Source organism: Mucilaginibacter sp. (assembly GCF_039207105.1).
Lineage (GTDB): Bacteria > Bacteroidota > Bacteroidia > Sphingobacteriales > Sphingobacteriaceae > Mucilaginibacter.
In genome coordinates this window covers 1-23,642 of record NZ_JBCECK010000050.1, presented here as the reverse complement: position 1 = coordinate 23,642, position 23,642 = coordinate 1, and the positions used below count along the sequence as shown (strand labels likewise).

Sequence of the window (23,642 nt, the reverse complement as noted above, 5' to 3'; positions counted from 1 at the left end):
GATTTGAAAAATTGAACCGGCCCTGAAAATTATTGGCCTAAATTTCCTATTGCAAAAAACTCATGCTGAAACACATTTCTACGGCCGATCTTTTGGTCTTTTTTTTCTATTTCATTATTGTAGCGTGTTACGGATATTACATCTATCGTCGTAAAAAAAATGAAACAAATAGCAGCTCACATAGCTTTTTCCTGGCCGAAGGATCACTTACCTGGTGGGCTATAGGTGCGTCAATTATAGCATCCAACATTTCTGCCGAGCAATTTATTGGAATGAGTGGCGACGGCTTTTTTGCCGGTATAGCCGTAGCCGTGTATGAGTGGGTAGGGGCCGCGGCGCTCATTATTGTAGCGGTGTTTTTTATGCCGGTTTACATCAAAAATAAAATATTTACAATGCCGCAGTTTCTGCAAGATCGATATAATAGCGGTGTGGCGTTGGTGATGTCTATTTTCTGGTTGTTTTTATATGTCTTTATTAACCTTACAGCTATATTATATCTCGGCGCATTGGCTATTAATGGCTTGCTGGGTGGCGCGTACTTCCATGAAATAATGATCGGCCTGGCTATATTCGGGGTAATTATTGCATTGGGTGGTATGCAGGTAGTAGGTTATACCGATGTAATACAAGTTGGCGTATTAATAGTTGGTGGCTTGGCCATTACTTATTTATCGCTAACCATTGTGAGTGAAAAATTTGGTTTCGGAACCAATGTATTAACCGGGTTTAATTTATTGCTTAAAGATGCGCCTGATCATTTTCATTTGATATTTAAAAAACCAAGTCCGGGTGCATCAACCGAAACCATTAGTAAGTACCTGATATTACCTGGTTTTGCCATGTATGTATCCGGCCAATGGATCAGTAATTTAAACTACTGGGGGTGTAATCAATATATAACTCAGCGAGCTTTAGGGGCCAATATTACAACAGCTCGTACTGGTATTTTATTTGCCAGTTTGTTAAAAATACTGATGCCGGTAATAGTTATGCTTCCGGGAATTGTTGCCTTTGTATTGCATAAACACGGTCATTTGCCACAATTAGGCAGTGCCGGCAAAGATGGGGCTTACTCCGCTATATTATCATTTTTACCCTCAGGACTAAAAGGTTTATCACTTGCTGTTCTAACAGCCGCCATAGTTGCCTCAATTGCCGGAAAAGTTAACAGTATAGCAACCATTTTTACCTTAGATATTTATAAAAAATACATTAACAGTAATGCCGGTGAACGTAAAATGGTATGGATCGGAAGACTCGCTATTATAGCCAGTTTACTTATAGCGGTTGCATTTACCTGGCATGATGTGCTGGGAATTGGAAGCGCGGGAGGTTATACCTTTGTACAAAAATATTCAAGCTTTGTAAGTCCGGGTGTAATAGCCACCTTTTTATTAGGTATGTTCTGGAAGCGTACAACGGCAGAAGCCGCCATTATTGGCATATTAACCGGTTTTGCCTCATCGGTATTTTTCAATCAGTTTGCGGTGCCTGTTTTTGGGCCTGAGACTTGGTTGTATTCAGCATTTCATAATCCGGCAGGTGTGTACGAAATCCCGTTTTTTATATCACTAAGCTGGTCGTTCCTGATCACATTTATAGTAATGATCCTGATAAGTTTAAGAGGATCTGTAATAAATGCCAAAGCTATAGTGATCGAGGGTTCTATGTTTAAATTAAAGCCTTCATCAGTAATTTTGATAGCGGTAATACTTGTGTTTTTATCAGCTATTTATATCCGGTTCTGGTAACCTGAATATAGTTTATCAGTAAACAAAAAGTGCCTGTAATTTTACTTACAGGCACTTTTTGTTTCTTATTGAAAATCATGACTTTATTGCCATATTAATGCATAAAATATTTGCAGTAATAGGATTAAAGAGTAGTCTCATCATACCCGATTTTCTGCTTTTGCCAGTAATATTTAACAGAATATCCCAATTGTTACACAATTGGCTTAAAACTTATATGTTTAATAGGATTTAAAGATAAAGTATGCTTAAATTTATCTTACATAACACCTAATCATAAACTTATACTTTACCTAACCTCTTATTAATTACAGATCACATGGAAACAAACACCTTCTCCAAATTTACAGCCGAACTTTTTGGTACTCTTGTATTGGTTTTAATGGGCTGCGGCAGCGCGGTAATTGCCGGCGCTAACGGAACCACTGGCGTTGGCCTTTTAGGCATATCTTTCGCTTTTGGTTTGTCTGTTGTAGCAATGGCCTATGCAATAGGGCATATATCAGGTTGCCACATTAATCCGGCTATTTCAATAGGTATGGTTTTGGCCGGCCGTATGAAAGCAGGCGAAGCCATGATTTACATTATTGCTCAGGTATTAGGCGCAATTGCCGGAGCGGGTATTCTGCTATTGATAGCTTCCGGGAAAGATGGGTACAGCGTTGCAGCCAATGGTTTAGGACAAAATGGCTATGATACTTTTTCGCCGGCTCATTATAATCTGTTAGCTGGTTTTGTGGCTGAGCTTGTTTTTACCTTTATATTCTTATTTGTAATTTTTGGTTCTACCTCAACTAAAAATATACATGGTGGCTTCGCAGGTTTATCTATTGGCTTAAGCCTGGTGCTGATACATATTGTGGGTATTCCGGTAACTGGTGTATCTGTAAACCCTGCCAGAAGTATAGGCCCCGCGTTATTGGTAGGTGGCGCAGCCGTTGGTCAACTATGGCTGTTTATTGCAGCTCCCATACTGGGCTCAGTTTTGAGTGCTGTGGTTTGGCGTTATGCCTTGGAACGGAAATAAAAACAAATACAAAAAAGAGGCATTCATTATATAATGAATGCCTCTTTTTTGATTAATAAATTCTGTATCTACAAATTAAAAGTCATGATAGAAGTTCCGGAATGAACTTCTTAGGCCAAATGTTATAAGGGCGGTTTTAAAATCGCCGTTAGCATTTTTTTCTTGTCTGTACAGGCCACTTAACTCTAAGCGCAAGTTATATTTAGGATTGATCAGGTAAGAAACCGTTCCTTCAGTATAATAAAACTGTGTAGCTAAACCTTGCCCGATAGAAGGGTTTGGATTAGGCATCGGAGGATACGTTTTATAAATAGCCTTACCATTGTTATCAGACGCGACAGCATCAAGACCGTATTTGGCGTAATCAAACTGTCCCTGAAAATCAAACCTTCCGAGTGAATAGTTAAGGATAGCTAAATACTCTCTGAAATTTGCACCGAAGGGATGAGCCAGCGGATCGCCAAAAAAGGTGTAAGCATTAAGTGGTTCGGTGCTTGCGTAGGTATATGGTTTAACGGCATTATACTCTAAAAGATAGTTAAGCCTTTTAACTTTAAATATATCAGCTCCGCGAATACCCAGTTGCACACCATTGGTATTGTCAAGGTTATCGCCCGAGAAAAAGTTGCTGCCCTTGAACCTATCAAGCATTAATTGCGCGTAAACAGCCGTTTTATCAAATAGTTTGTATTTGCCGGTAAAGCCCATGAACACATTGTCTTTTGGTGTGGCAGATGGGCCTAATGAGCTGGAGAATAGGATAGGGTTGATAAAATTCACGTCAAAACCACGTCTGTTACCCTGACCATCGGCTTCGGGTGTAATAAGCGCGTTAAAGAAACCAAATGATAATCGGTTACTTACATTCCAATCTAAATAATGAAACATGGCCCATTTGCGGCGGTAACTGCCAAATGTATCAAATTTGGGTACCTGACGATCTTCAAGGTAAGCCCAGGCCATCATGTACTGCAGTTTGCCGAAATTAGCCGTAAGTCTTAATAAAGGCATATTGGCTGCATAATCAGATAGTAATAATGAGCGATATCCATCCCCAACAAACATTTTGTCCTGACCTAAAGTGATATTAAGCTGTTTGATAGGTGTATAAGAAACTATAGCAGTCACGTACGACCAATCCTGCGTGTTTTGTGCTAAGCCATTATAATGACGTGCATAAGCCTGACCGGGAATAAAACCGTTTGTGTTTACTACACTGTTATAATAATCAGGAAATTTGGCCTGGTCTTCAAAACCACTTGTATAGAATGAAAATTTAGTACCAACCGTTCCGCCAAACTGAAAGCCTCGTGCGTTTAAATAAGTCGACCGTTTAGCACTAAAATCTCTGCCTGCCTGTACATCGGCAATAATGTCGCCATAAAAAGTATAATCTTTAGTTTGTACATCAAATAAATGTTCGTTAAATAATTTACGGCTCAACCAACTTTTACGTTCATCGCTTACTCCTATATTCATTACTGAATCGTAAGTATGCTTGATCAAAGTATCAATCAAAAATGGACGAAGCGAGGTATGAAACGAGCTGTTGGTGCTATATATATCAACATTGAATTTTTGATATAACTGATATGAATTTGGTAGGTATACAGATTGTGCTTTACTTAATTGAGCCGAAAATATGATGATTACAGCTAAAGAGAATGCCTTTCTGAAACTAAAAAAAAGGTAAAATTTTTGCATTTGAGCAAAGTAAGTATTAATTATGTTAAGATAAAAATTTCGTTATAAACAGGTTTAAGTATAAGCTTTGAATGCTTTAGCTCTCATTACCAGGATGCGAAGATATTAAATCATCTCAAAAGTTAATTAATGTTAAATTTGTTTATATAAAACTGTTTTTTTTTAATAAGCTACAAAAATCCTGATATTTGCCCGCGCGTTAAAACCATACTATATATTATTAAATGCAATACAAAAAAATCAATAACCTTTTAGGCTGGCTTTGCTTTGTTATAGCTTCTGTTACCTACATTTTAACCTTAGAGCCATCCGTAAGTTTTTGGGATTGCGGCGAGTTTATTTCATGCGCTTACCGTTTGCAGGTAGCTCACCAGCCCGGTTATCCGGTATTTGCCATGCTGGGTAAATTGTTTTCGTTGTTATCATTTGGTGATAATACTAAAGTACCTTATTTTACCAATTTAGGTTCGGCAGTGGCCAGCGGCGCTACCATTATGTTCCTTTTCTGGACTATAACCGCTTTGGCTAAAAAAATGCTGCTTAACAAACGTGATGATGTTGTAGACAAATACAACCTGATATTGATCATGGGGGCAGGTCTTGTTGGGGCGTTGGCTTTTACATATACAGATACCTTCTGGTTTTCGGCCGTAGAGACCATTGTATTCGCCTTATCTTCATTATGTACCGCTATTGTATTCTGGGCCATATTAAAATGGGACGCTCATGCTGATGAACAGGGGGCTGATAAATGGCTTGTCTTCATAGCCTATGTTATAGGTTTATCCATAGGTATTCACCTGCTTAACTTGTTAACGATTCCGGCTATTGCTATGGTTTACTTTTTCAGGAGAAGCAAAAATATCACAGTTAAAAACGGCATTTTGGCATTTTTAGCCGGTATTGTTATACTCGGATTAGTACAATACGGAATAAGGGGCTATACTATAAAGTTTGCCGCTTACTTTGACCTCTTCTTTGTAAATTCACTTGGAATGGGTTTTGGCGTAGGCGCGTTCTTCTTTTTATTGCTGATTGTTGTCGCTTTAGTATTCGGTATATTATATAGCATCCGTACTAAAAAGCCGGTGCTTAACCTGGCTTTATTATGTGTGGCCTTTATATATTTTGGTTACGGATCATTTGCCTATATCCCAATCAGGGCAAGTGCAAACCCTAACCTCAATAACTCACATCCAGATAATGCTTTTACGCTTTACGGCTACCTGAACCGTATTCAATATGGCGAAACCCCTTTACTAAGCGGGCCCTATTATGATGCCACGGTGACCGATCAAAAAGAAGGTAGTATTATTTACCGTAAAGGAAAAGATAAATATGAAAATGCCGGCCGTAAAATAGAAACTGAATATAGCCATACTACCCTTTTGCCACGCATGTACAGCACCGAAGGGCAAGATGTTCAGTTTTACAAAGACTGGTTGCGTATACCCGACGGACAGGCACCAACCTTTGTTGATAACATGAAATGGATGTTTAGCTGGCAAATGTACCAGATGTACTGGCGCTATTTTTTCTGGAACTTTGTAGGTCGTTACAGTGATGCCGATGGACAAACAAGTACAGAAAATATAGATGGCAACTGGACAACCGGTATTTTTGATGGAAGCAGGCATTTACCTAAATCCGTTACCAATGCCACAACTTATACACCTTTGTATGCTTTGCCATTAATAATTGGTTTAATAGGTGGCTTTTATCACCTTAACCGTAAAAAGAAAGACGCGCTAATTGTATTGTTGTTATTCTTTTTTACAGGTTTAGCCATTGTGCTATATGTTAACCAGCCGTCGGTACAGCCGAGAGAACGAGATTATTCCTACGTTGGCTCATTTTACGCCTTTGCCATATGGATTGGTATAGGTGTTATAGCTATAGCTGAATTCGCCCGTAAATATATTAATGCTAACACAGCTGCTGTTGGTTCCACAGTTATTTGTTTGTTGCTTGCACCTGTATTGCTGGCAAGTAAAGAATGGAAAGATCATGACCGATCTACCAAATGGACTGCTCATGATATGGCTTATAATTACCTGATATCGTGCCCGCCAAATGCTATTTTATTTACCTATGGTGATAATGACACTTACTCGTTATGGTATGACCAGGAAGTTGAAGGGATACGCCCGGATGTGCGCATCGTTAACCTGAGCCTTTTCACCGGTGATTGGTATATCCGCCAAATGCAGGGAAAAATGAATCAATCAGCTCCATTGCCTATTACCATGCCCTATGATAAATATAAAGAAGGGGTGAGGGATGTAATCTATTACAACGATCAGAAAATAGCAGGACCTGTTGAGGTAAAAGAAGTATTTGATTTTATATCTTCAGATGATAAAGCTACCCAGGTACAATATCAAAGCGGCGATTATGGAAACTACCTGCCAACTAAAAACTTTAAGATCACGATAAACCCTGAAGAGGTTTTAAGGAATAAAGTGATTACGCCGGATCAGGTCGGTAAACTTGCCAAGGTTATGGAGTGGAAGTATACATCAAACTATATTACTAAAGATAATCTGGCCATGCTTGATATATTGGCTCATAATCATTGGGAACGCCCAATTTGCTTTACTACAACCATAGGTAATGATAATCTGATAGGTTTACAACCGTATTTATATAAAGAAGGATTTACTTATCGTTTAATTCCATTTGAAAAAGATACTACCAAGCGCGATCAGTTAGGTAAAGCCAACACAATGGTGATGTATGATAATGTGATGAACAAGTTCAAATTCGGAAACTTTAAAAACGCCCGTTACCTTGATCATGAGTCAACATCGATGTTCTATCCGGTAATGACCTCTACTTTTATTGATCTTGCTCAAAACCTGATGCAGGAAGGTCATAATGACCTGGCATTAAAAGTTCTTCATAAATATGATCAGGAAATGCCTGATATTACACCTTATATTGATGTGGCCGGCCGTAAATTATTTTTAGCTCAGCTGGCGTTTCAATTAAACGATGTGGTTATGGGCAAAAAGCTGGTAAAAAGCATTGATGATTATGTTATAGATCAGCTGGATTATAACTATCACTTATTGAGCTCAGGCGCAAGCAATGTAAATGTGCGCGATGTACAAATCAGTATGCAATTATTAAACGGAATATCTGATTTCAGTAAAGAAAGTAAACAAACTGCTATTACCGCTCAGGTAGATGCTCAATTGAAAGACTATATGAAAAAATTTGCTCCTGTTTTAGGAGGTCAATAACAAGTATTAGTTGAATAATGATAAAGCCACTTCAGTAATGGAGTGGCTTTTTTTGTATATTACACTTTGGGTATAAAAACGTTAGTAATAATTATAGGTTTTAAATAGTCTTAAGCTTATAATTTAGGATTTTTAGAATAAATTTGAATAGTTTAACCAAAAAAGCCATCATGAAATTTCAACAGTTGTTAGAGGAGGTGAAACATTATGTTACTGCATATTTTGAAACCCATCATGACCCTGAATTAATATACCATAATCTTAAACATACTAAAGATGTAGTTACCGCGGCTACTCAGATTGCTAACCATTATCAATTATCTGATGAAGACTTTTTTATAGTAATAGCAGCCGCATGGTTTCATGATACCGGTTACTTTGCCGATAAGATGCACCATGAAGTCAAGAGTGTGGAAGTGGCCACTCATGAACTCAAACAATTGCAGGTAGAAACCACAGTAATTGACAAAGTTAATGGCTGTATCATGGCCACTCAAATGCCTCAGAAGCCAACCAATTTATTAGAACAGATTTTATGTGATGCCGACTTGTTTCATTTAGGAACAGACGATTTTCGGGATAAAAGCAAGCTGATGCGTAAGGAGCTGGAAGCATGCAAACATCAGGAAATAGATAAGGATACCTGGCGTAAAGGTAATATTGAGTTTTTGGAAACTCATCATTATTATACAGATTATACCCGTTTGTTACTAAATGACCAAAAAGCAAAGAATCTAGAAAGATTAAAAGATAAAGATTCGGAAGTGAAAGAAAAAACTGAAGAAATGAACGTAGTTGAAGTAGCTAAGGCTGGTCAGGTGGAAACCGTAATTGTAAAAGACGATCATGACCATCACGATAAAAAGCACAAAAACGATAAGCCGGAAAGAGGCATCGAAACCATGTTTCGCATTAGCTCATCTAATCACCAGCGATTGAGCGATATGGCTGATAACAAAGCTCACATCATGATTACCGTAAATTCTATCATTTTATCGGCCATCATCAGTTTGGTTTTGCGTAAGCTCGATGAACATTCTGCTTTATTGATACCTACTTTTATGCTACTAACAGTTAGTTTAACAACCATGATATTTTCCATATTGTCAACCAGGCCGTCGATCCCACCAGGATTGTTCACACATGAGGATATTGAGAAAAGAACGGTTAACCTGCTTTTCTTTGGTAACTTTTACCGTATGTCGCTTACCGATTACAGCGATGGCATGTTAAAAATGATGGACGATAAAGATTTTCTTTATGGCAGCCTTATCCGCGATAATTACTCACAAGGTGTCGTTTTGGGTAAAAAATACAGACTACTCCGCATATCATATAATGTATTTATGTTCGGGCTTATTATTTCCGTCTTAGCATTCATTATTTCGTCATTATTATAATCTAAGCCCCTTACTAAACAAATATCTGCTTATATGGATCATTATTCATTTTTTGACAGGGACCTTAGCTGGTTGCTATTTAACGAACGTGTTTTAATGGAAGCCGAAAAGGAGAATGTACCTGTTATGGAAAGGGTGAATTTTCTCTCTATTTACTCTTCAAATCTTGATGAGTTTTATCGTGTAAGAATGCCGGTTATACTGGCCGTACATAAACTGGCTAAAGGAGCAAAGCAGGAAAAGGAAGATGTACTGATAGAGGCCCAGGCGCTTATTGAAAAGCAGCAGCAAAAATTTGGGCAGATATTTACTAAAAGGCTCATTCCTTTACTTAAAGAAAATAAAATAACGCTGCTTTTTAATGAATCGCTTCCGGATGCGATCAGGAATAAAGTAACCGATTACTTTTTTAGTCAGGTCATGGCATTTTTACAACCCATTGATCTGTCCGAAACTGGCAAAAAGTTTTTCCCCGAGAATAACAGATTATATTTTCTGGTGACAGTAACTTCAAAGAAGGGAACTAAAAAAACAATATTGCTTAATATCCCATCAAACCAGTTGCCGCGTTTTTATAGTGTATCAAATGATGATGAGCAATATATATTATTTCTTGATGACATTATCAGACATAATTTGCATCGGTTATTTACAAATGAGGAGATAACAGGCTGCTATAGTTTTAAGATAACCCGTGATGCTGAACTTGATTTGAAGGATGAATATCAGGGTGATCTATCGGAACAGATAGAGAAACAGCTTTTGAAACGTGATATGGGTATGGCTACGCGTTTTTTGCATCAGCCCAATATACCTTTACACGTACTGCATTTTATTACCGATAAATTTGGACTGCAAGGCTCAAGCGTAGTTGAAGGTGGTATGTATCATAACCTGAAGGATCTGATGGGGTTGCCGGTTAATTTAACAGGTTCACGTTACACTAGGTGGCAACCACTTATTAATAACCAATTAATTGAAACGCAATCCTTGTTTGAGTATATAGATCAGCAGGATTGTATTTTTCATACACCTTATCAGTCATACAATAGCATTCTGCGTTTTTTTAATGAGGCAGCCATTGATGCCAATGTGCAGGAGATATCAGTTACTTTATACCGTGTAGCAAGCGACTCTCGTATTGTAAACGCATTAATTGGCGCGGCTGTTAGCGGCAAAAAGGTAAGGGTAATGGTAGAGCTAAAGGCGCGGTTTGATGAAGCCAATAATATCAAATGGGCCAAAAAGATGAAGGCTGCCGGTGTAGAGATCATCTATAGCGACAAAGCGTTAAAGGTGCATGCAAAGGTAGCCCTGGTGAAGAGATTGGTTGACGGTCGTGTAAAATATGCCGGTTTACTGGCTACCGGAAACTTTAACGAAAGCACCGCAGCCTTTTACACCGATCATATACTAATGACCACGAACCCACTATTGGTTCGGGAAATGGAACTGCTATTTATTTTTCTGAGTAAAAAATCAAAAACATCTGCAGGATATCCTATTGAGTTTAAGCATTTGCTGGTAGCACAGTTCAATTTACAGGATAGATTTTTAGAGTTGATAGATCGTGAAATTGAAAATGTTAAAAAAGGATTACCTGCCGGTATCACGATTAAGCTCAATAATCTGGAGGAAAGAAAATTAATTGCTAAATTGTATGAAGCATCGCAGGCCGGTGTTGAAATATTACTTTTAGTTCGGAGCATATGCTGTATTATTCCGGGTGTAAAGGGTATGAGCGAAAACATTACTATACATCGTATTGTTGACAGGTATCTGGAACATGGGCGAATTTTTATTTTTAATAATAATAATGCTCCTGAAGTTTTCCTGGGATCTGCTGATTGGATGAATCGAAATATTTATCGCCGCATTGAAGTATGCTTTCCGGTTTATGATCAGCATATCAAAAATGAAGTAATGAAAATTATTGATCTGCAACTAAAGGATAATGTACAGGCAGTTGGTTTAAATGAAAGTTTGCAAAATGTGATATTAGAAAAGGATGAACCAATGATACAGTCACAACGGGAAATATATCAGTATTTGCAACAGGAAGTTTATGATCGGGTTTAAAATTAATAAAGCTATGCGTAAAATCACTTCATTACTTATTGTGATGCTTGCTGTCGCAGGTGTGTTTTTAGGCATATCTTGTAAAAATAAATCTGAAGTCGTTGATAATCCTAAAGGATATGACCTCAGCAAGCCTATCAAGTATAATATGCACATCAACCTGACTGAAATATCGGGTATAGCTTTTCGGCATGGCAAAAATGATTCTTTATATGCAGAAGAGGACGAGGATGGCAAAGTATATTATTTGAAGTTAGGTGATAAAAAAGTGAGTGAAAGCAGGTTTGCAAAATCTGGTGATTATGAAGATATAGCCATTTGCAATAACTATGTTATTATGCTGAAAAGTGATGGCACTTTATTTACATTTCCGTTCAATCAATTGCGAAATAAGGATATTCCTGGTGTAAACAAAATAAAAGATGTTTTACCTGGGGGTGAGTATGAAAGTATGTATGCGGATGAAAAAACAAACCGCCTGTATGTCTTGTGTAAACAATGTAACGACGATAAGAAAAAGCACGTAAGTGGTTACATTTTGCAACTTCAAACAGATGGGTCTGTAAAACAAGCTGGAGGTTTTAGTATTGATGCAAAAGTTATTGAACAGTTGGCTGGCAAAAAGAAAGGACCTTTCCGCCCGTCGGCATTGGCTAAAAATACCAATACCAATGAGTGGTATATATTATCATCGGTAAATAAATTATTAGTGGTGACAGATGCCAATTGGATAGTTAAAAGTGTATACCCATTAAAAGCATCTGTGTTTCTGCAACCAGAGGGAATTGCTTTTGATAGCCAGTATAATCTTTATATATCCAATGAAGGTGATTTAGTTAGCCCTGGTAATGTATTAAGATTCAATTATATAAAATAACAGGATGGTTAAAGACAAAAAAGTTTTCCTGCTTTTTCTTATACTTTTTGTCTTGATTGGTGCTCGGTGCAGCTTTGCCCAAAATCTCGATGTTAAAATTTTGAAAGCCATTAACCCTGAGCATCCTACATCATTATATTGGCGCAATACCAGTAACTCAGCCTATTATGCCATTGGTGCAGCATCGTTTGGTACATTAATTTATGGTTTTATAAGTAATGATAAAATTGCTCAGCACAATGCAACGGAAACTTTTATTTCGGTAGGTGCAAGTGTGTTGGTTACCCATCTGATAAAAACGGGTATAAACCGTACCAGGCCCGCGGATAGGTATCCTGATGAGATTTTCGTAAATGATCCTACCCATAATTTGTCGTTTCCATCAGGGCATACCAGCCTTGCCTTTGCTACAGCTACAACCTTATCAATGCAGTATAAAAAGTGGTATGTTACCGTCCCTGCTTATGTATGGGCCTCTTCTGTAGGGTATTCAAGAATGTATTTAGGTAAACATTATCCCACCGATGTATTAGCTGGTGCTGCAGTTGGTATTGGTACAGCATATGCTGGGCGTTGGTTTAATCGTCAGCTTTTCAAACAGCATTATCAGAAACTTAAAAAATATGATTAGAAAATTACACACTTCATTTACACAGAACATAATTTTAATACTATAGTTTTGATAATAAGGGTAATACCTGATATTTAATTACAAATCCGTTACTTACAAATGCCGATGTTAGTTATAACTTTGACAAGGGAAACTATTTGTAATGTATGGTAACCAAAGCAGGTATCTTGAGTGAATACTAACCAGGCTCTTTAGCGTATTGGCTCAATAGCTTTAGGTTTTACGATGAAATTTTTATAACGATAATGCACACTGAGGTTTTAAATATAAATAAAGATGATTGTTTTTTTTGTCAGGTAGATATATGCCTGTCTTTCAATCCATTTGTGGAGCATTTGAAAGAGCGGGTTCAAACTGAAAAAACACTTAAAAGTGAATTTTACAGGTATGTATTAAACAAATTTGAACAGGATACCTGTATTGATCTGAGCCTGCTTCCGGAAAATGCTGAAAAATACCGGGAAATGCTCGAGTTAATTTACAGTATACTTACACCGCCTATTTTAAATGAAAAAGAGTTTTTTTGGGCATTAAGCACCCCTGTACCAGAAAAGATATTTTTTAGCACCGAAGCCTTCTTTAACTTCCATTCCAGTCACCATTCCGGCTTACATGCAGTTAATGTTAGCCAGGGCGAATTATTTAGTCAAAGGCAAAAAAGATTTATTTATAACTTAATATTAGAACGTCTGTACGGCTTTTCCACAGTTATAAAAAACGAATTGTTGTTTGCATATATTGATCCTGAAACTAATCTATCGCGTTTCTATAATATTCAAACCAATACTCAATTCATCAATATAAAATTAACCGGTGAATTACCTGTACTTAGCTTTGAAACCATAGAACCTTATATTAATGATTATGAAGGGATTGATAAATTAGAAGAGGTACTACCATTATCAAATTTTAAATTTGAAGGTTTTTCAGTTATTACCTTAACTGATGTGACGCTGCCGCATGCTCTTGAAAATATCCGTAACGAGCTGGTTAATCATTCCAATAATGAAACTGCTCAATATCGTTTAATAATTGAGTCTCTTAAAACCTTATCAGAAAATCCTGCTATTGAATTTGGATTACTACCATTTTTAACCATCAACAATAAGCTGATATTTGATACCGACGAGTGTTCGCAAAGTGTGCTGATCACCTCAGCAAAGGAGTTTAGCTTGGCCGAAGAAACCTTTTACGCTATAACTGATGATTATCAGCAAAACCCCAAGCCAATTTTCTTTAGGTCACTTACAGATGAAAAGGTATCAAAGCACCCATTTTTGAATATTCTGCGGCAATCAGGAGTAAAATCATACGGGATATTCCCGGTGTATTATAATAAAAAAATGGCTGGTATCATGGAGGTTTACTCCTATGAAGAGATTTTGTTTTATGAAAAACTGTTATCAAAGCTCCAGGTAGCTATTCCACTAATAGCCCAGTTATTACAAAATAGTATTGATCAGTTTGCTTCACGAATTGAAAAGGTTATTAAAAATAAGTTTACCTCTTTACAGCCATCGGTACAATGGAAATTTAATGAGGTTGCATGGAATTATTTGAAAAAGGGAAACAGAAAGGAAAAAAATCGTGAAATAGAAACGGTTGTTTTTGATGATGTATACCCGCTTTTTGGTGCTATAGATATTCGCAATTCTACAATAGAGCGTAACTCAGCCTTACAGGAAGATTTGAAATCCCTGCTCACTATTATTATGGAAACGTTAACCATATTAAAAAAGCATATTCATCTTACACTTACAGACAGGCTCATATATAAATGTGAGGAGTGGCTTGAAAAGGTAAACGGCTTTATAACCACGAATGACGAACTAATGCTTGAAAGCTTTTTACAGGAAGAGGTTAATCCTTTTCTTAATCATTTCAGGCAAAATTACCCCGATGATAAAGAAACCATTGATCGTTATTTTGATTCATTGGGAGAGGAGAAGGGGATATCATATGTAAATCGTCGTAACCTGGAGAATTCCATGCAGTTGATCAACAATTCTATCAATCACTATCTGGAGCAGGCCCAGGAAGAGGTTCAGAATTCTTTTCCATGCTATTTTGAAAAATTCCGGACAGACGGGGTAGAATACGATATTTATATAGGACAATCCATTTCTCCTGAAAAGGTTTTTGATGTTTTATACCTAAAAAATATCCGTTTATGGCAGCTTAAATCAATGGCCGAGATCGCAAGACTAACCAATGGATTAACCAGCCAGCTTTCAAGACCGCTGCAAACAACCCAGCTTATATTTATACATTCTAATGCCATTGATATCAGCTTCAGGAATGATGAACGGCGCTTTGATGTGGAAGGGGCCTACAATATCAGGTATGAGGTTGTAAAAAAACGTATCGATAAAGTTTTAATAGCAGGTACTGTTGAACGCTTAACGCAGCCAGGCAAAATAGCGATGGTTTATTTTAATCAAACCGAGGCCGCTGAATACATGGAATATGTTAAGTACCTGCAGGAAGAAAAGATCTTGAACGATGACCTTGAACTTCTTGAACTGGAAGAATTACAGGGGGTAACCGGTCTGAAAGCCTTAAGAGTAGGTGTTAATTACGAAATAGCTTTATAAAAATAAAACTATTTTTGTAATATGCGTTATACAACCACTGTATAACAAAAACCTTAAAATGGCCCCTGCTAAAAACCTGCTTAAGTTAGTGCTCCTGCTTGTAGCGGGCACTTTATTATTTGGCCCAATAAACTCAAAAGCACAGGTTTTGAACGATAGTATCAGGCTGGCCATTGAACCCGGTTACAATAACGTAAGCAAAACCCACCGTTTCTTTCTTGGTGAAAATTATCGTAAGCTTTGGGCCACACCTGTAAAACTAAAGGTGTTTCACATCGGTACTGAAAAAGGCGGATTAAAGATATTACAAAGGGGCGGAGGTAAGCAAACCAAATCATTGCGCCTTCAGGATTCAACGGGGCAGCAATGGGTTTTGAGAACAATTCAAAAATATCCTGAAAATGGATTGCCTGCAGATCTGCGGCCTACTGTAGCTAAAGACATTCTGCAGGATCAGGTATCCGCAGCACATCCATTTTCTGCGTTAACTGTTCCGCCAATGGCCCAGGTGTTGGGCATTCCGCATTCCAATCCGCAAATAGTTTACGTGCCAGATGATCCGGAATTGGGGAACTATAGAAAGGATTTTGCTAATCAGGTGTTCCTCTTTGAAGAGCGTGAACCCTTAGATGCCGACAAAACCGATAACACAGAAAAAGTACAACGAAAATTACAGGATGATAATGATAACCGTGTTGATGAAAAAACTGTACTAAGGGCACGTTTACTGGACATGCTTTTAGGTGATTGGGATAGGCATGAAGATCAGTGGCGCTGGGAGAAGATTGATGGCAAGCACGAAACGATTTATGAACCCGTACCCCGCGACCGCGACCAGGTTTATTACAAAACATCGGGCGTATTACCCTGGATAGTTGCTCACCAATGGTTGAAGTCTAAGTTTCAGGGCTATAGCAATGAGATAAGGGATATCAAGGGCTGGAATTTTAATGCCCGTTATTTTGATCGTTATTTTTTAAATCAATTAAGTGAAGATGACTGGAAAGAACAGATCACTTACATACAATCTAAACTTACCGATGACGTAATCACCCGTGCAGTTAAACTGATGCCTGATACCATTTATAAACTTTCGGGAACGGAGATTATCAGTAAGATGATAGCCCGCAGAAATATACTTTCGCAGCAAGCATTAGAATATTATCGTTTTATATCGCGCGAGGTGGAGATACCTGCAAGTGACAAAACTGATAAGTTTACCATCAACAATGAACCAGGCGGTAATTTATCGGTAACTGTTAACAAAATTAAGAAGGATGGCACAGTAGATAAAGTGACTTACCAACGCACTTTTAAACCTGATGTTACGAAAGAAGTAAGGCTGTACGGTTTTGCAGGTGAAGATGTGTTTTCGGTTACAGGAACCGAGCCCTCACCGATAAAAGTACGAATGGTTGGTGGCGATGGCAGAGACAGTTTTTATGTAGATAATAAGCTTCATAATAAAAGCAACTTATATGTATATGATCGCTCTGACCAGCAAAATAAACTACCATCTTCATTGCAGGTAAAAAACAAAAGCTCAACAGATACCACTGTTAATGATTACAACAAAACCAGTTATAAATTTGACAGGTTTGAGCCAATTATACTGGCTAATTACAGTAATGACATAGGTATATTACTTATCGGTGGTTTCTCTTATGAAAAACATGGTTTCCGGAAAGAGCCATATGCTTTTAGGCAGGAGTTTTTAACCAATTATTCGCTTGAGCGGAAATCACTGTTATTTACTTATGTGGCTGAATGGAAAAAGCTGATTGGCAATAATGATTTTGGCATTAATATTTTATCAAGAGGTCCGAATAATTTGAGCAATTTTTTCGGAATAGGCAACAACACCGTTTTTGAAAATAAGGATGATCATAAAATAAGCTATTATCGTAACCGCTATGATTATGTTACAGGCGATGTTTCATTACATCATACCTACGGCAACTGGCGTATAAGTGGTGGAGTAGCAGGACAGTTTTACAATAGTCAGGCATCAAACAATACCAAACGTTTTTTAAATGATTATAATAAAGTAAATCCCGATGAAAGCGTATTTAGTACTAAAACTTATATAGGTTTGCTAACCAGCGCTCAATATGATACACGTAACAAAGGCACATTGCCAACCCGAGGCGTTTACTGGAAAACAAGCATAAGTGGTTATACAGGAGGTGGCTCCGGAACGCATAATACTTACGGACAGCTATTATCTGAGTTTAGTTTTTATGTTAACCCTGATAAAGATTCTGTTTTGGTTATTGCCAACCGCACAGGGTTAGGTACAACCGTTGGTGATGCCGCCTATTTCCAGCTGATGAAACTCGGGGGCGCTCAAAATTTCAGAGGATTTCATACTAACAGGTTTACTGGTAAAACCATAGCCTACAATAACCTTGAACTTCGCCTTAAAGTTATTGACTTTAGCTCATATCTTTTACCGGGATCTTTGGGCATCATTGGTTTTAATGATGTAGGTAGAGTTTGGGTACCCGGCGAGTCATCCAACCAATGGCATGATGGCTATGGCGGTGGTATTTATCTGATACCCGCACAATTGGTTCTTATTGAAGGCGTAGTTGGCTTTTCTAAAGAAGGTGCTTTACCCTACATTTCGGTAGGTTTCAGATTTTAAAAGATGCTTACAGCAACAAAATATCAATCTGGTGTGCATGAACCATATTTACAACCGGCGACCAGGCGAAAACAGTAAAGCGGCCATCTTGTGATGCTACCAATGCAATCGCATCTTTTTGATCAAACACAAATTGTGCTGCCGATAGGTGCCTTGTACCTCCGTTTTGAGCAGGATGAATGATCTTGGTTGAGCAGCCAACAACAGGTTCAGTAACAATGATCTCTTCAACCCTTACACTTTTTGATGAACGGCCTATTTTTGCACCAAAGGCTAATAGTTCGTGTTTATCATTGATAACTGTGGCACCGTCTATTGAGGTTAAACCGCCAATGGTATCTACAGCCCTGCGTAGTTTTTCTTGCCAGGAAGTATGATATTTTTCAATGCCTTCGTGAATCATCAGATCTGTAAGACCGGAAAAAGCAGGTGATACCGGATAAGATACCGGGGTAATGATTGATTCCATCCATTCGTCGTTTCCCGAAGGCACAACCAATAATATACCTCCGCGCCTGTGGGCTTGCATAGATGCCGCCAGCTGAACTAACACATTTACCGGATCGTTCCATGATGACGGCAACGTAAAATCAAGCATGGAGCTTAATATAGTAGGACAATCAGAAAGGGTTGCGCCTTGATCATCAACCACTTTGATATCATCGCCTTTTAAAATGGCAATGTTTACAAATTTACCAAACCCATCAACACGACGGTGTTTTATAACCAACAAACCAGGCTCAATCACCTCCAATACAAAACAATAGGCTGGTATGGCCAGGGTGGTTCCCCAAACATAAAGTTCACCATCCTCAACCCAAACCCCCAAATGGATACCCGGTTGTTGAACAGCAGATGCAAATTTGGTCAGGATATTGGGTGCTAATCGTATTTTATGACCGAATAGCAAAGGTTGTCCGGCACTTTCGGGAGGTAAAAAAGCCAATGTGAATTTAGGCGAATATCCCTCTTCGCGGCGCAAACTGGCCCAAAAAGCAATATCAATTATATTTTCAATAGTAGTAATATCAGGAGTAGGAGCAGCAAGATCATCTGCAGAGGCTTTAACCACCTTAGAATGAAAGTGTTTAAAATGCCTTTCGATTGATGGTGCTACAACCCGGGCAGCTTTATAAGTAGGTTCAGAAATAGTGCTGCTGGTTTTCATTTTTGAATAACAAGGATTGAAATGTAACCAAAAATAATGCTAATTACCTGTTAGCACAAACAAATACATCAAAATTGCATTTGGCCGATAAAAATGTATCTGGTCATTGCAAAATGATTTGCTATAATAATTGGTATCAATAAACTTGCAATCTGCGATATTTAGCTTAAGCTGCCCGATTTTACCAGTATATGATTAATGATTACTATTCCTAAGTATAAAATAGGGGAGATAAGGAATTCATGCAAAGTTTTGGCAATATTTCGTATCTGCATAGAGGCAGGACCCAAGCTCCAGTCGTATAAGCCAATAAACACGAGCAGTATTATGGTAACCAGGTAAACTACTTTCCAAAGATCGGTCATCCATTTGATACCATTTTTTTTATAGGTAAAATATCCGGTGGCATAAACTAAAACGATGGAAGCAAGACGACTCAAATGTCTGACCTTACGTGGTATCTGGTTAAAGTAATCTACATAAACAACCGCCTTGTAATATAGAGTATAGATTAAAAGTATAAGAATGACTCCGATTATGATATACTTAAACTTGCTGCGCATTATTTCTGATGTTTATTTTATTGGCAAATACCAGCCACATGGCTATAATAGCAGCATAAATAACTATTTCAAATACGTAGTGATGAATAAAATCGGCTTGTTGTGGATAATAACGGATAGCACATATTACCCCTATGCAACGCAATACATTGATCAGATAGATAATAATAACGCCAACTAAAGCAAATAGCCATTTCCTTTTTGTATCAGCCGGAATACAAATAATAAAACCAACGTACAATACCATTAGCTCAAGTGCGTTACAACCGTCATAAACACTGGCTGCTTTGTTTTGACCAAAGTAAATCGAACGCTGCATCTCTGTTTTTAAACCATTATCAGTATCAAGTGCCGGAGCAGATTCTTCTTTTGATGAATAATCGTTGGGATGTGTAATTATATTAAGACCCCAGGCTGCGACTTTTCCTACTGAGTTGGTCAGGGGACTGTCAACATAACGGCCCGGAAGCAAAAAAAACAGGTAAATAACTTTCCATAAAACCAGCATCACTATCCCTTTTAACATAAATTGCTTAACAGCAGCTGGTATTTGATACCACTTTAACAAGTAAGTGTTTATCGTCATTTCTAAATCTAATTCGGCGATGTGTAAAAAAAATCCCGTCGAGTAGATGCTAACGGGTTTTATCAATTAAAAGTTACAGGAATTTAATTTTTGTGTTGACTACATCGTGTAATCAACACAAAAATTATGTTAATATCAGAAGACTTATATAGAATCCTTTTGATTTTGTGTGGCTTGGTTTTTTTTACCTGAAATTACTTTGTAACCAATTAAACCGGCTGCAATAACTAAAAGCCAAACGTTGTTGTTAATTGGCAATGCAGGAGGGACAATTGCTACAACTGAGGCTTGTGTTGGGATGGTTGCTAACAATGATAAAGCAGTAAATGCACCAAAGTTGAATAGTTTTGATCTTTTCATGATTGTTTTTTTTGTGGTTTAATCTGTAATTTGAATTTATAAAGTTGTATTTAATTGTTGTTATCCAAACTCTGTACCAATCAATATTACATAACCTGAAAGTTAGTTTAGTATTGGAGAATTATGGATATTTGGTGCTTTTTAATTAGCAGGGCAAGAATTTTTTTTAGAAGATAGGCTTCTTTCAATGTTCGTAATGTGGAATTTAATTCCCCAAATGTTTAAGATGAGGCAAAAATTGAGCAATTAGAATTTAGATCTATATGATTATAGATATTTTACCTGTAATAAATTAATCTGTACTATGGATCAACTTACAACCCAACAGCTGCTTAAGTTACGAATTGCCTGCGGGGTATTCTTTTTTATTTCGGGATTTAGTTACTCATCGTGGGCTTCGCGTATTCCATCCATACAGCAGCAACTACATTTAAATGAAGGTCAATTAGGTGCTGTTTTATTTGCTTTACCCATCGGTTTAATGCTTACCATACCTATAACAGCTAAAATGTTAAAACACTTTAGCAGCCGGAGTATTATGCTGCTTGGCGCCATAGCTTTTAATGTTTTATTATGCGTGCCTGGGTTTACTGCTTATGTGTGGCAATTGATTGTATTACTTTTTTTCTTTGGTTCAGCACGCAATATATTCAATCTTTCAGTTAACGCGCAGGCAGTAAGCATCCAATCGTTTTATGATAAATCGATCATGGTTACTTTTCATGGTATCTGGAGTTTAGCGGGCTTTGCCGGGGCAGCTTTAGGTTATTTAATGGTATCATATAATGTTGCGCCATCTTATCACCTGTTATTTGTGGGTATATGCATGATTGTGATAACTCTGATATTTTACCCGCATGCCTATTATGAAAAGCCGGTTGCTCAGTCGGGCAAATCAGTTTTTTCATTGCCCGATAAGCATCTGGTTAAATTTTCATTGATCTGCTTTGCCTCAATGGCTTGTGAAAATACGATGTATGATTGGAGCGGGATCTATTTTCAAAAGGTTTTACATGCCTCCAAACCGGCAGCAACGGCTGCATTTGTAATTTATATGGTGGCCATGACTATTGGGCGTTTTACCGGCGACAGGCTGGTGGCTTCTGTTGGTATAAAAAGAGTTTTGAGCGTTAGTGGTATCCTGATCCTAACAGGGTTATTGTTTTCGGTGCTGTTACCTTACAACTACACTGTTTATTTCGGCTATGGCCTGGTAGGAATGGGTGTTTCATGTGTTGTCCCATTAGTTTTCAGCATGGCCGGTAAATCACAAAGCATGAATACCGGTCAGGCCTTGGCCGCTATCTCTACAGTAGGATATCTGGGTTTTCTTATTATCCCCCCTGCAGTAGGGTTTATAGCGCAGGCAGCAGGTTTGCGTTGGGCATTTGGCATTGTTGCGGGTTTTGGCGCACTGATCATTGTGATGGTTTCACAGTTAAAAGCTGAAAAAACGTCGCAGGTTTCTCCTTCAATGACGTAGAGTTTTAGTACAAAACGTAGATCACGAGTTTGTAAAATCTGTTACGAGAACAAAAAGCAGATGACTAAAAACTTATAATTGCACAATATAAAGATCCAATATTTACAGGCAACACTTTATATTATTAAATCTACCGAAATGAACAATACTACCACCGAAACCAACAATTTAACTCTGTTGAACACAGCCATTAAAGTAGCTACATCCAACTGGGAGTTACAAAACACCCGTCTGAATGGTTTACTTGATAAATTAACAGATGAACAATTAGCTGCGGCTACAGCACCTAAACGTAATACCGGAGTTTACCTGTTAGGGCACCTTACCGCGGTAAGCGATGGCATGTTTACTTATCTTGAACTTGGAGAACGCCTTTACCCTGAACTGGATGATATCTTTTTACGCAATCCTGAAACAGCTAACCTTGAAAAGCCTTCCATAATTGAGCTAAAAGATGCCTGGAATAAGGTAAACACTACACTTAAGCAACAGATGGATAAACTATCACCTGCTGATTGGTTTACCAAACACAGCGCCATTTCTACCGAGGATTTTGAAAAAGAACCACATAGAAATAAGCTTAATATATTAATTAACAGAACAATACATCAAAGTTATCATTTAGGTCAGTTGGTTTATCTGTTGCAGAAAGCATCAGTTTAAACACATTTTACCTGACATTCAAATGAAATGAATTTGACAAAGCGATGGTAAATAAAGTTTATGTTGTTTATAACTTTGCTTAACGCTGTTAAATAATTTAATCACGTAAAAAAGTGGCAAGTAAAGAGAGGATTCAACGCCTAAAAGATGAAACCAGGATGAACATTCTGGATGCATCACTCCATATTGTAAAAGAGGAGGGATGGCAGTCTTTGAGTATGCGCAAAATTGCCGATGTAATTGAATACACTGCTCCAATCATATATGAATACTTTTCAAATAAGGAAGCTATTCTGCTTGAACTTACCAGAAGAGGTTATTTAATATTATCAAGGGATTTGCAATTAGCTAAAAATCAGTATAAACTTCCGGCCGAACAACTGGAAGCAATGTGGTTGGCCTATTGGAATTTTGCTTTTGATAATAAAGAGCTTTATCAGTTGATGTTTGGTGTAGAAATGAATTGTTGCTGTGACCTTGTAGAAGTTCTGCCTGAATCACAAAATCCCTTTACACAATTTAGCGAGGTAATAGTCGATCTGATGAATATTGCGAACCCATCAAAAGATATCATATGCTTAAAGTATTATACCTTTTGGTCTGTTGTTCATGGTTTAATTTCTATTAACATCCTTAGAAGAGGATATTCAGATGAGATGAACCGCCAGGTACTGAAAGACGCTATTGGCACTATCATTAAATCAATTGAAAGAGCCTGACTTTTATGCAATACTAAATAACATTGTTAAGTTATTTAACACTGTTAAATAAAAGAGTTTACACATCTACATATATAATTTAACAAACAATGGATATTAATTTTTACCTATTACTTATCAGCAGTGTTAAGCAGGTCAAAAC

Annotated in this window: 17 protein-coding genes; 12 read left to right on the top strand and 5 right to left on the bottom strand. The window is 37.6% G+C overall.

From position 1 onward, the window contains the following. The first annotated feature begins 62 nt into the window (after positions 1–62). Both AAGC65_RS12270 and aqpZ read left to right on the top strand, forming a co-directional pair. Positions 63–1,754, top strand: a complete 1,692-nt coding sequence (locus tag AAGC65_RS12270) for a sodium:solute symporter family transporter (RefSeq protein ID WP_343112745.1) — start codon at positions 63–65, stop codon at positions 1,752–1,754. 319 nt (positions 1,755–2,073) lie between these two features. Beyond that, positions 2,074–2,781, top strand: a complete 708-nt coding sequence (gene aqpZ, locus AAGC65_RS12265; protein WP_343112744.1) for an aquaporin Z — start codon at positions 2,074–2,076, stop codon at positions 2,779–2,781. 75 nt (positions 2,782–2,856) lie between these two features. On the opposite strand, the gene AAGC65_RS12260 is transcribed toward aqpZ, so the two are convergent. Continuing rightward, complete coding sequence (locus AAGC65_RS12260) at positions 2,857–4,485, bottom strand: gliding motility protein RemB (protein ID WP_343112743.1); 1,629 nt, start codon at positions 4,483–4,485, stop codon at positions 2,857–2,859. Between the two features lie 224 nt (positions 4,486–4,709). Between AAGC65_RS12260 and AAGC65_RS12255 the strand changes: the two genes are divergently transcribed. The 7 genes from AAGC65_RS12255 to AAGC65_RS12225 all read left to right on the top strand — a co-directional run bounded on the left by AAGC65_RS12255 (position 4,710) and on the right by AAGC65_RS12225 (position 17,958). Continuing rightward, the gene (locus AAGC65_RS12255; protein WP_343112742.1) at positions 4,710–7,730 is read left to right on the top strand and encodes a DUF2723 domain-containing protein; all 3,021 of its coding nucleotides are present in this window, start codon (positions 4,710–4,712) and stop codon (positions 7,728–7,730) included. Positions 7,731–7,900: 170 nt separating this feature from the next. Next, the gene (locus AAGC65_RS12250; RefSeq protein WP_343112741.1) at positions 7,901–9,130 is read left to right on the top strand and encodes a Pycsar system effector family protein; all 1,230 of its coding nucleotides are present in this window, start codon (positions 7,901–7,903) and stop codon (positions 9,128–9,130) included. A 33-nt stretch (positions 9,131–9,163) separates the two neighbouring features. Next, the gene (ppk1, locus tag AAGC65_RS12245; protein WP_343112740.1) at positions 9,164–11,209 is read left to right on the top strand and encodes a polyphosphate kinase 1; all 2,046 of its coding nucleotides are present in this window, start codon (positions 9,164–9,166) and stop codon (positions 11,207–11,209) included. Positions 11,210–11,222: 13 nt separating this feature from the next. Then, on the top strand, positions 11,223–12,086 hold the full coding sequence (locus tag AAGC65_RS12240; RefSeq protein WP_343112739.1) for an SdiA-regulated family protein: 864 nt from the start codon (positions 11,223–11,225) through the stop codon (positions 12,084–12,086). A 100-nt stretch (positions 12,087–12,186) separates the two neighbouring features. Further along, on the top strand, positions 12,187–12,717 hold the full coding sequence (locus tag AAGC65_RS12235; protein ID WP_343112738.1) for a phosphatase PAP2 family protein: 531 nt from the start codon (positions 12,187–12,189) through the stop codon (positions 12,715–12,717). A gap of 245 nt (positions 12,718–12,962) precedes the next feature. Continuing rightward, positions 12,963–15,311 (top strand): GAF domain-containing protein, encoded by a 2,349-nt coding sequence (locus AAGC65_RS12230; RefSeq protein ID WP_343112737.1) that lies wholly within the window; start codon positions 12,963–12,965, stop codon positions 15,309–15,311. 58 nt (positions 15,312–15,369) lie between these two features. Further along, a complete protein-coding gene (locus tag AAGC65_RS12225; RefSeq protein ID WP_343112736.1) occupies positions 15,370–17,958 on the top strand; it encodes a hypothetical protein in 2,589 nt (862 codons plus the stop codon). 7 nt (positions 17,959–17,965) lie between these two features. Here the strand turns inward: AAGC65_RS12225 and AAGC65_RS12220 are convergent, their stop codons facing one another. The 4 genes from AAGC65_RS12220 to AAGC65_RS12205 form a co-directional block, all read right to left on the bottom strand. Further along, entirely contained in the window at positions 17,966–19,126 is a 1,161-nt protein-coding gene (locus AAGC65_RS12220; RefSeq protein WP_343112735.1) for a putative sensor domain DACNV-containing protein, read from the bottom strand. A gap of 161 nt (positions 19,127–19,287) precedes the next feature. Then, complete coding sequence (locus tag AAGC65_RS12215; protein WP_343112734.1) at positions 19,288–19,566, bottom strand: hypothetical protein; 279 nt, start codon at positions 19,564–19,566, stop codon at positions 19,288–19,290. Positions 19,567–19,672: 106 nt separating this feature from the next. Next, positions 19,673–20,215 (bottom strand): archaeosortase/exosortase family protein, encoded by a 543-nt coding sequence (locus AAGC65_RS12210; RefSeq protein WP_343112733.1) that lies wholly within the window; start codon positions 20,213–20,215, stop codon positions 19,673–19,675. Positions 20,216–20,419: 204 nt separating this feature from the next. After that, the gene (locus AAGC65_RS12205) at positions 20,420–20,635 is read right to left on the bottom strand and encodes a hypothetical protein (RefSeq protein ID WP_343112732.1); all 216 of its coding nucleotides are present in this window, start codon (positions 20,633–20,635) and stop codon (positions 20,420–20,422) included. Positions 20,636–20,939: 304 nt separating this feature from the next. Here AAGC65_RS12205 and AAGC65_RS12200 point away from each other — a divergent pair, with 304 nt between their 5' ends. From AAGC65_RS12200 to AAGC65_RS12190, 3 genes are all read left to right on the top strand, one after another. Next, positions 20,940–22,118, top strand: a complete 1,179-nt coding sequence (locus AAGC65_RS12200; protein ID WP_343112731.1) for an MFS transporter — start codon at positions 20,940–20,942, stop codon at positions 22,116–22,118. A gap of 138 nt (positions 22,119–22,256) precedes the next feature. Beyond that, on the top strand, positions 22,257–22,781 hold the full coding sequence (locus AAGC65_RS12195; protein WP_343112730.1) for a DinB family protein: 525 nt from the start codon (positions 22,257–22,259) through the stop codon (positions 22,779–22,781). A gap of 113 nt (positions 22,782–22,894) precedes the next feature. Continuing rightward, positions 22,895–23,500, top strand: a complete 606-nt coding sequence (locus AAGC65_RS12190; RefSeq protein ID WP_343112729.1) for a TetR/AcrR family transcriptional regulator — start codon at positions 22,895–22,897, stop codon at positions 23,498–23,500. The last annotated feature ends 142 nt before the right edge of the window (positions 23,501–23,642 follow it).

What these genes read in the sequence shown, in the direction of transcription:
- AAGC65_RS12270 (WP_343112745.1), top strand. Translation starts at nt 63, where the DNA reads ATGCTGAAACACATTTCTACGGCCGATCTTTTGGTCTTTTTTTTCTAT.
- aqpZ (WP_343112744.1), top strand. Translation starts at nt 2,074, where the DNA reads ATGGAAACAAACACCTTCTCCAAATTTACAGCCGAACTTTTTGGTACT.
- AAGC65_RS12260 (WP_343112743.1), bottom strand. Translation starts at nt 4,485, where the DNA reads ATGCAAAAATTTTACCTTTTTTTTAGTTTCAGAAAGGCATTCTCTTTA.
- AAGC65_RS12255 (WP_343112742.1), top strand. Translation starts at nt 4,710, where the DNA reads ATGCAATACAAAAAAATCAATAACCTTTTAGGCTGGCTTTGCTTTGTT.
- AAGC65_RS12250 (WP_343112741.1), top strand. Translation starts at nt 7,901, where the DNA reads ATGAAATTTCAACAGTTGTTAGAGGAGGTGAAACATTATGTTACTGCA.
- ppk1 (WP_343112740.1), top strand. Translation starts at nt 9,164, where the DNA reads ATGGATCATTATTCATTTTTTGACAGGGACCTTAGCTGGTTGCTATTT.
- AAGC65_RS12240 (WP_343112739.1), top strand. Translation starts at nt 11,223, where the DNA reads ATGCGTAAAATCACTTCATTACTTATTGTGATGCTTGCTGTCGCAGGT.
- AAGC65_RS12230 (WP_343112737.1), top strand. Translation starts at nt 12,963, where the DNA reads ATGCACACTGAGGTTTTAAATATAAATAAAGATGATTGTTTTTTTTGT.
- AAGC65_RS12225 (WP_343112736.1), top strand. Translation starts at nt 15,370, where the DNA reads ATGGCCCCTGCTAAAAACCTGCTTAAGTTAGTGCTCCTGCTTGTAGCG.
- AAGC65_RS12220 (WP_343112735.1), bottom strand. Translation starts at nt 19,126, where the DNA reads ATGAAAACCAGCAGCACTATTTCTGAACCTACTTATAAAGCTGCCCGG.
- AAGC65_RS12210 (WP_343112733.1), bottom strand. Translation starts at nt 20,215, where the DNA reads ATGTTAAAAGGGATAGTGATGCTGGTTTTATGGAAAGTTATTTACCTG.
- AAGC65_RS12205 (WP_343112732.1), bottom strand. Translation starts at nt 20,635, where the DNA reads ATGAAAAGATCAAAACTATTCAACTTTGGTGCATTTACTGCTTTATCA.
- AAGC65_RS12200 (WP_343112731.1), top strand. Translation starts at nt 20,940, where the DNA reads ATGGATCAACTTACAACCCAACAGCTGCTTAAGTTACGAATTGCCTGC.
- AAGC65_RS12195 (WP_343112730.1), top strand. Translation starts at nt 22,257, where the DNA reads ATGAACAATACTACCACCGAAACCAACAATTTAACTCTGTTGAACACA.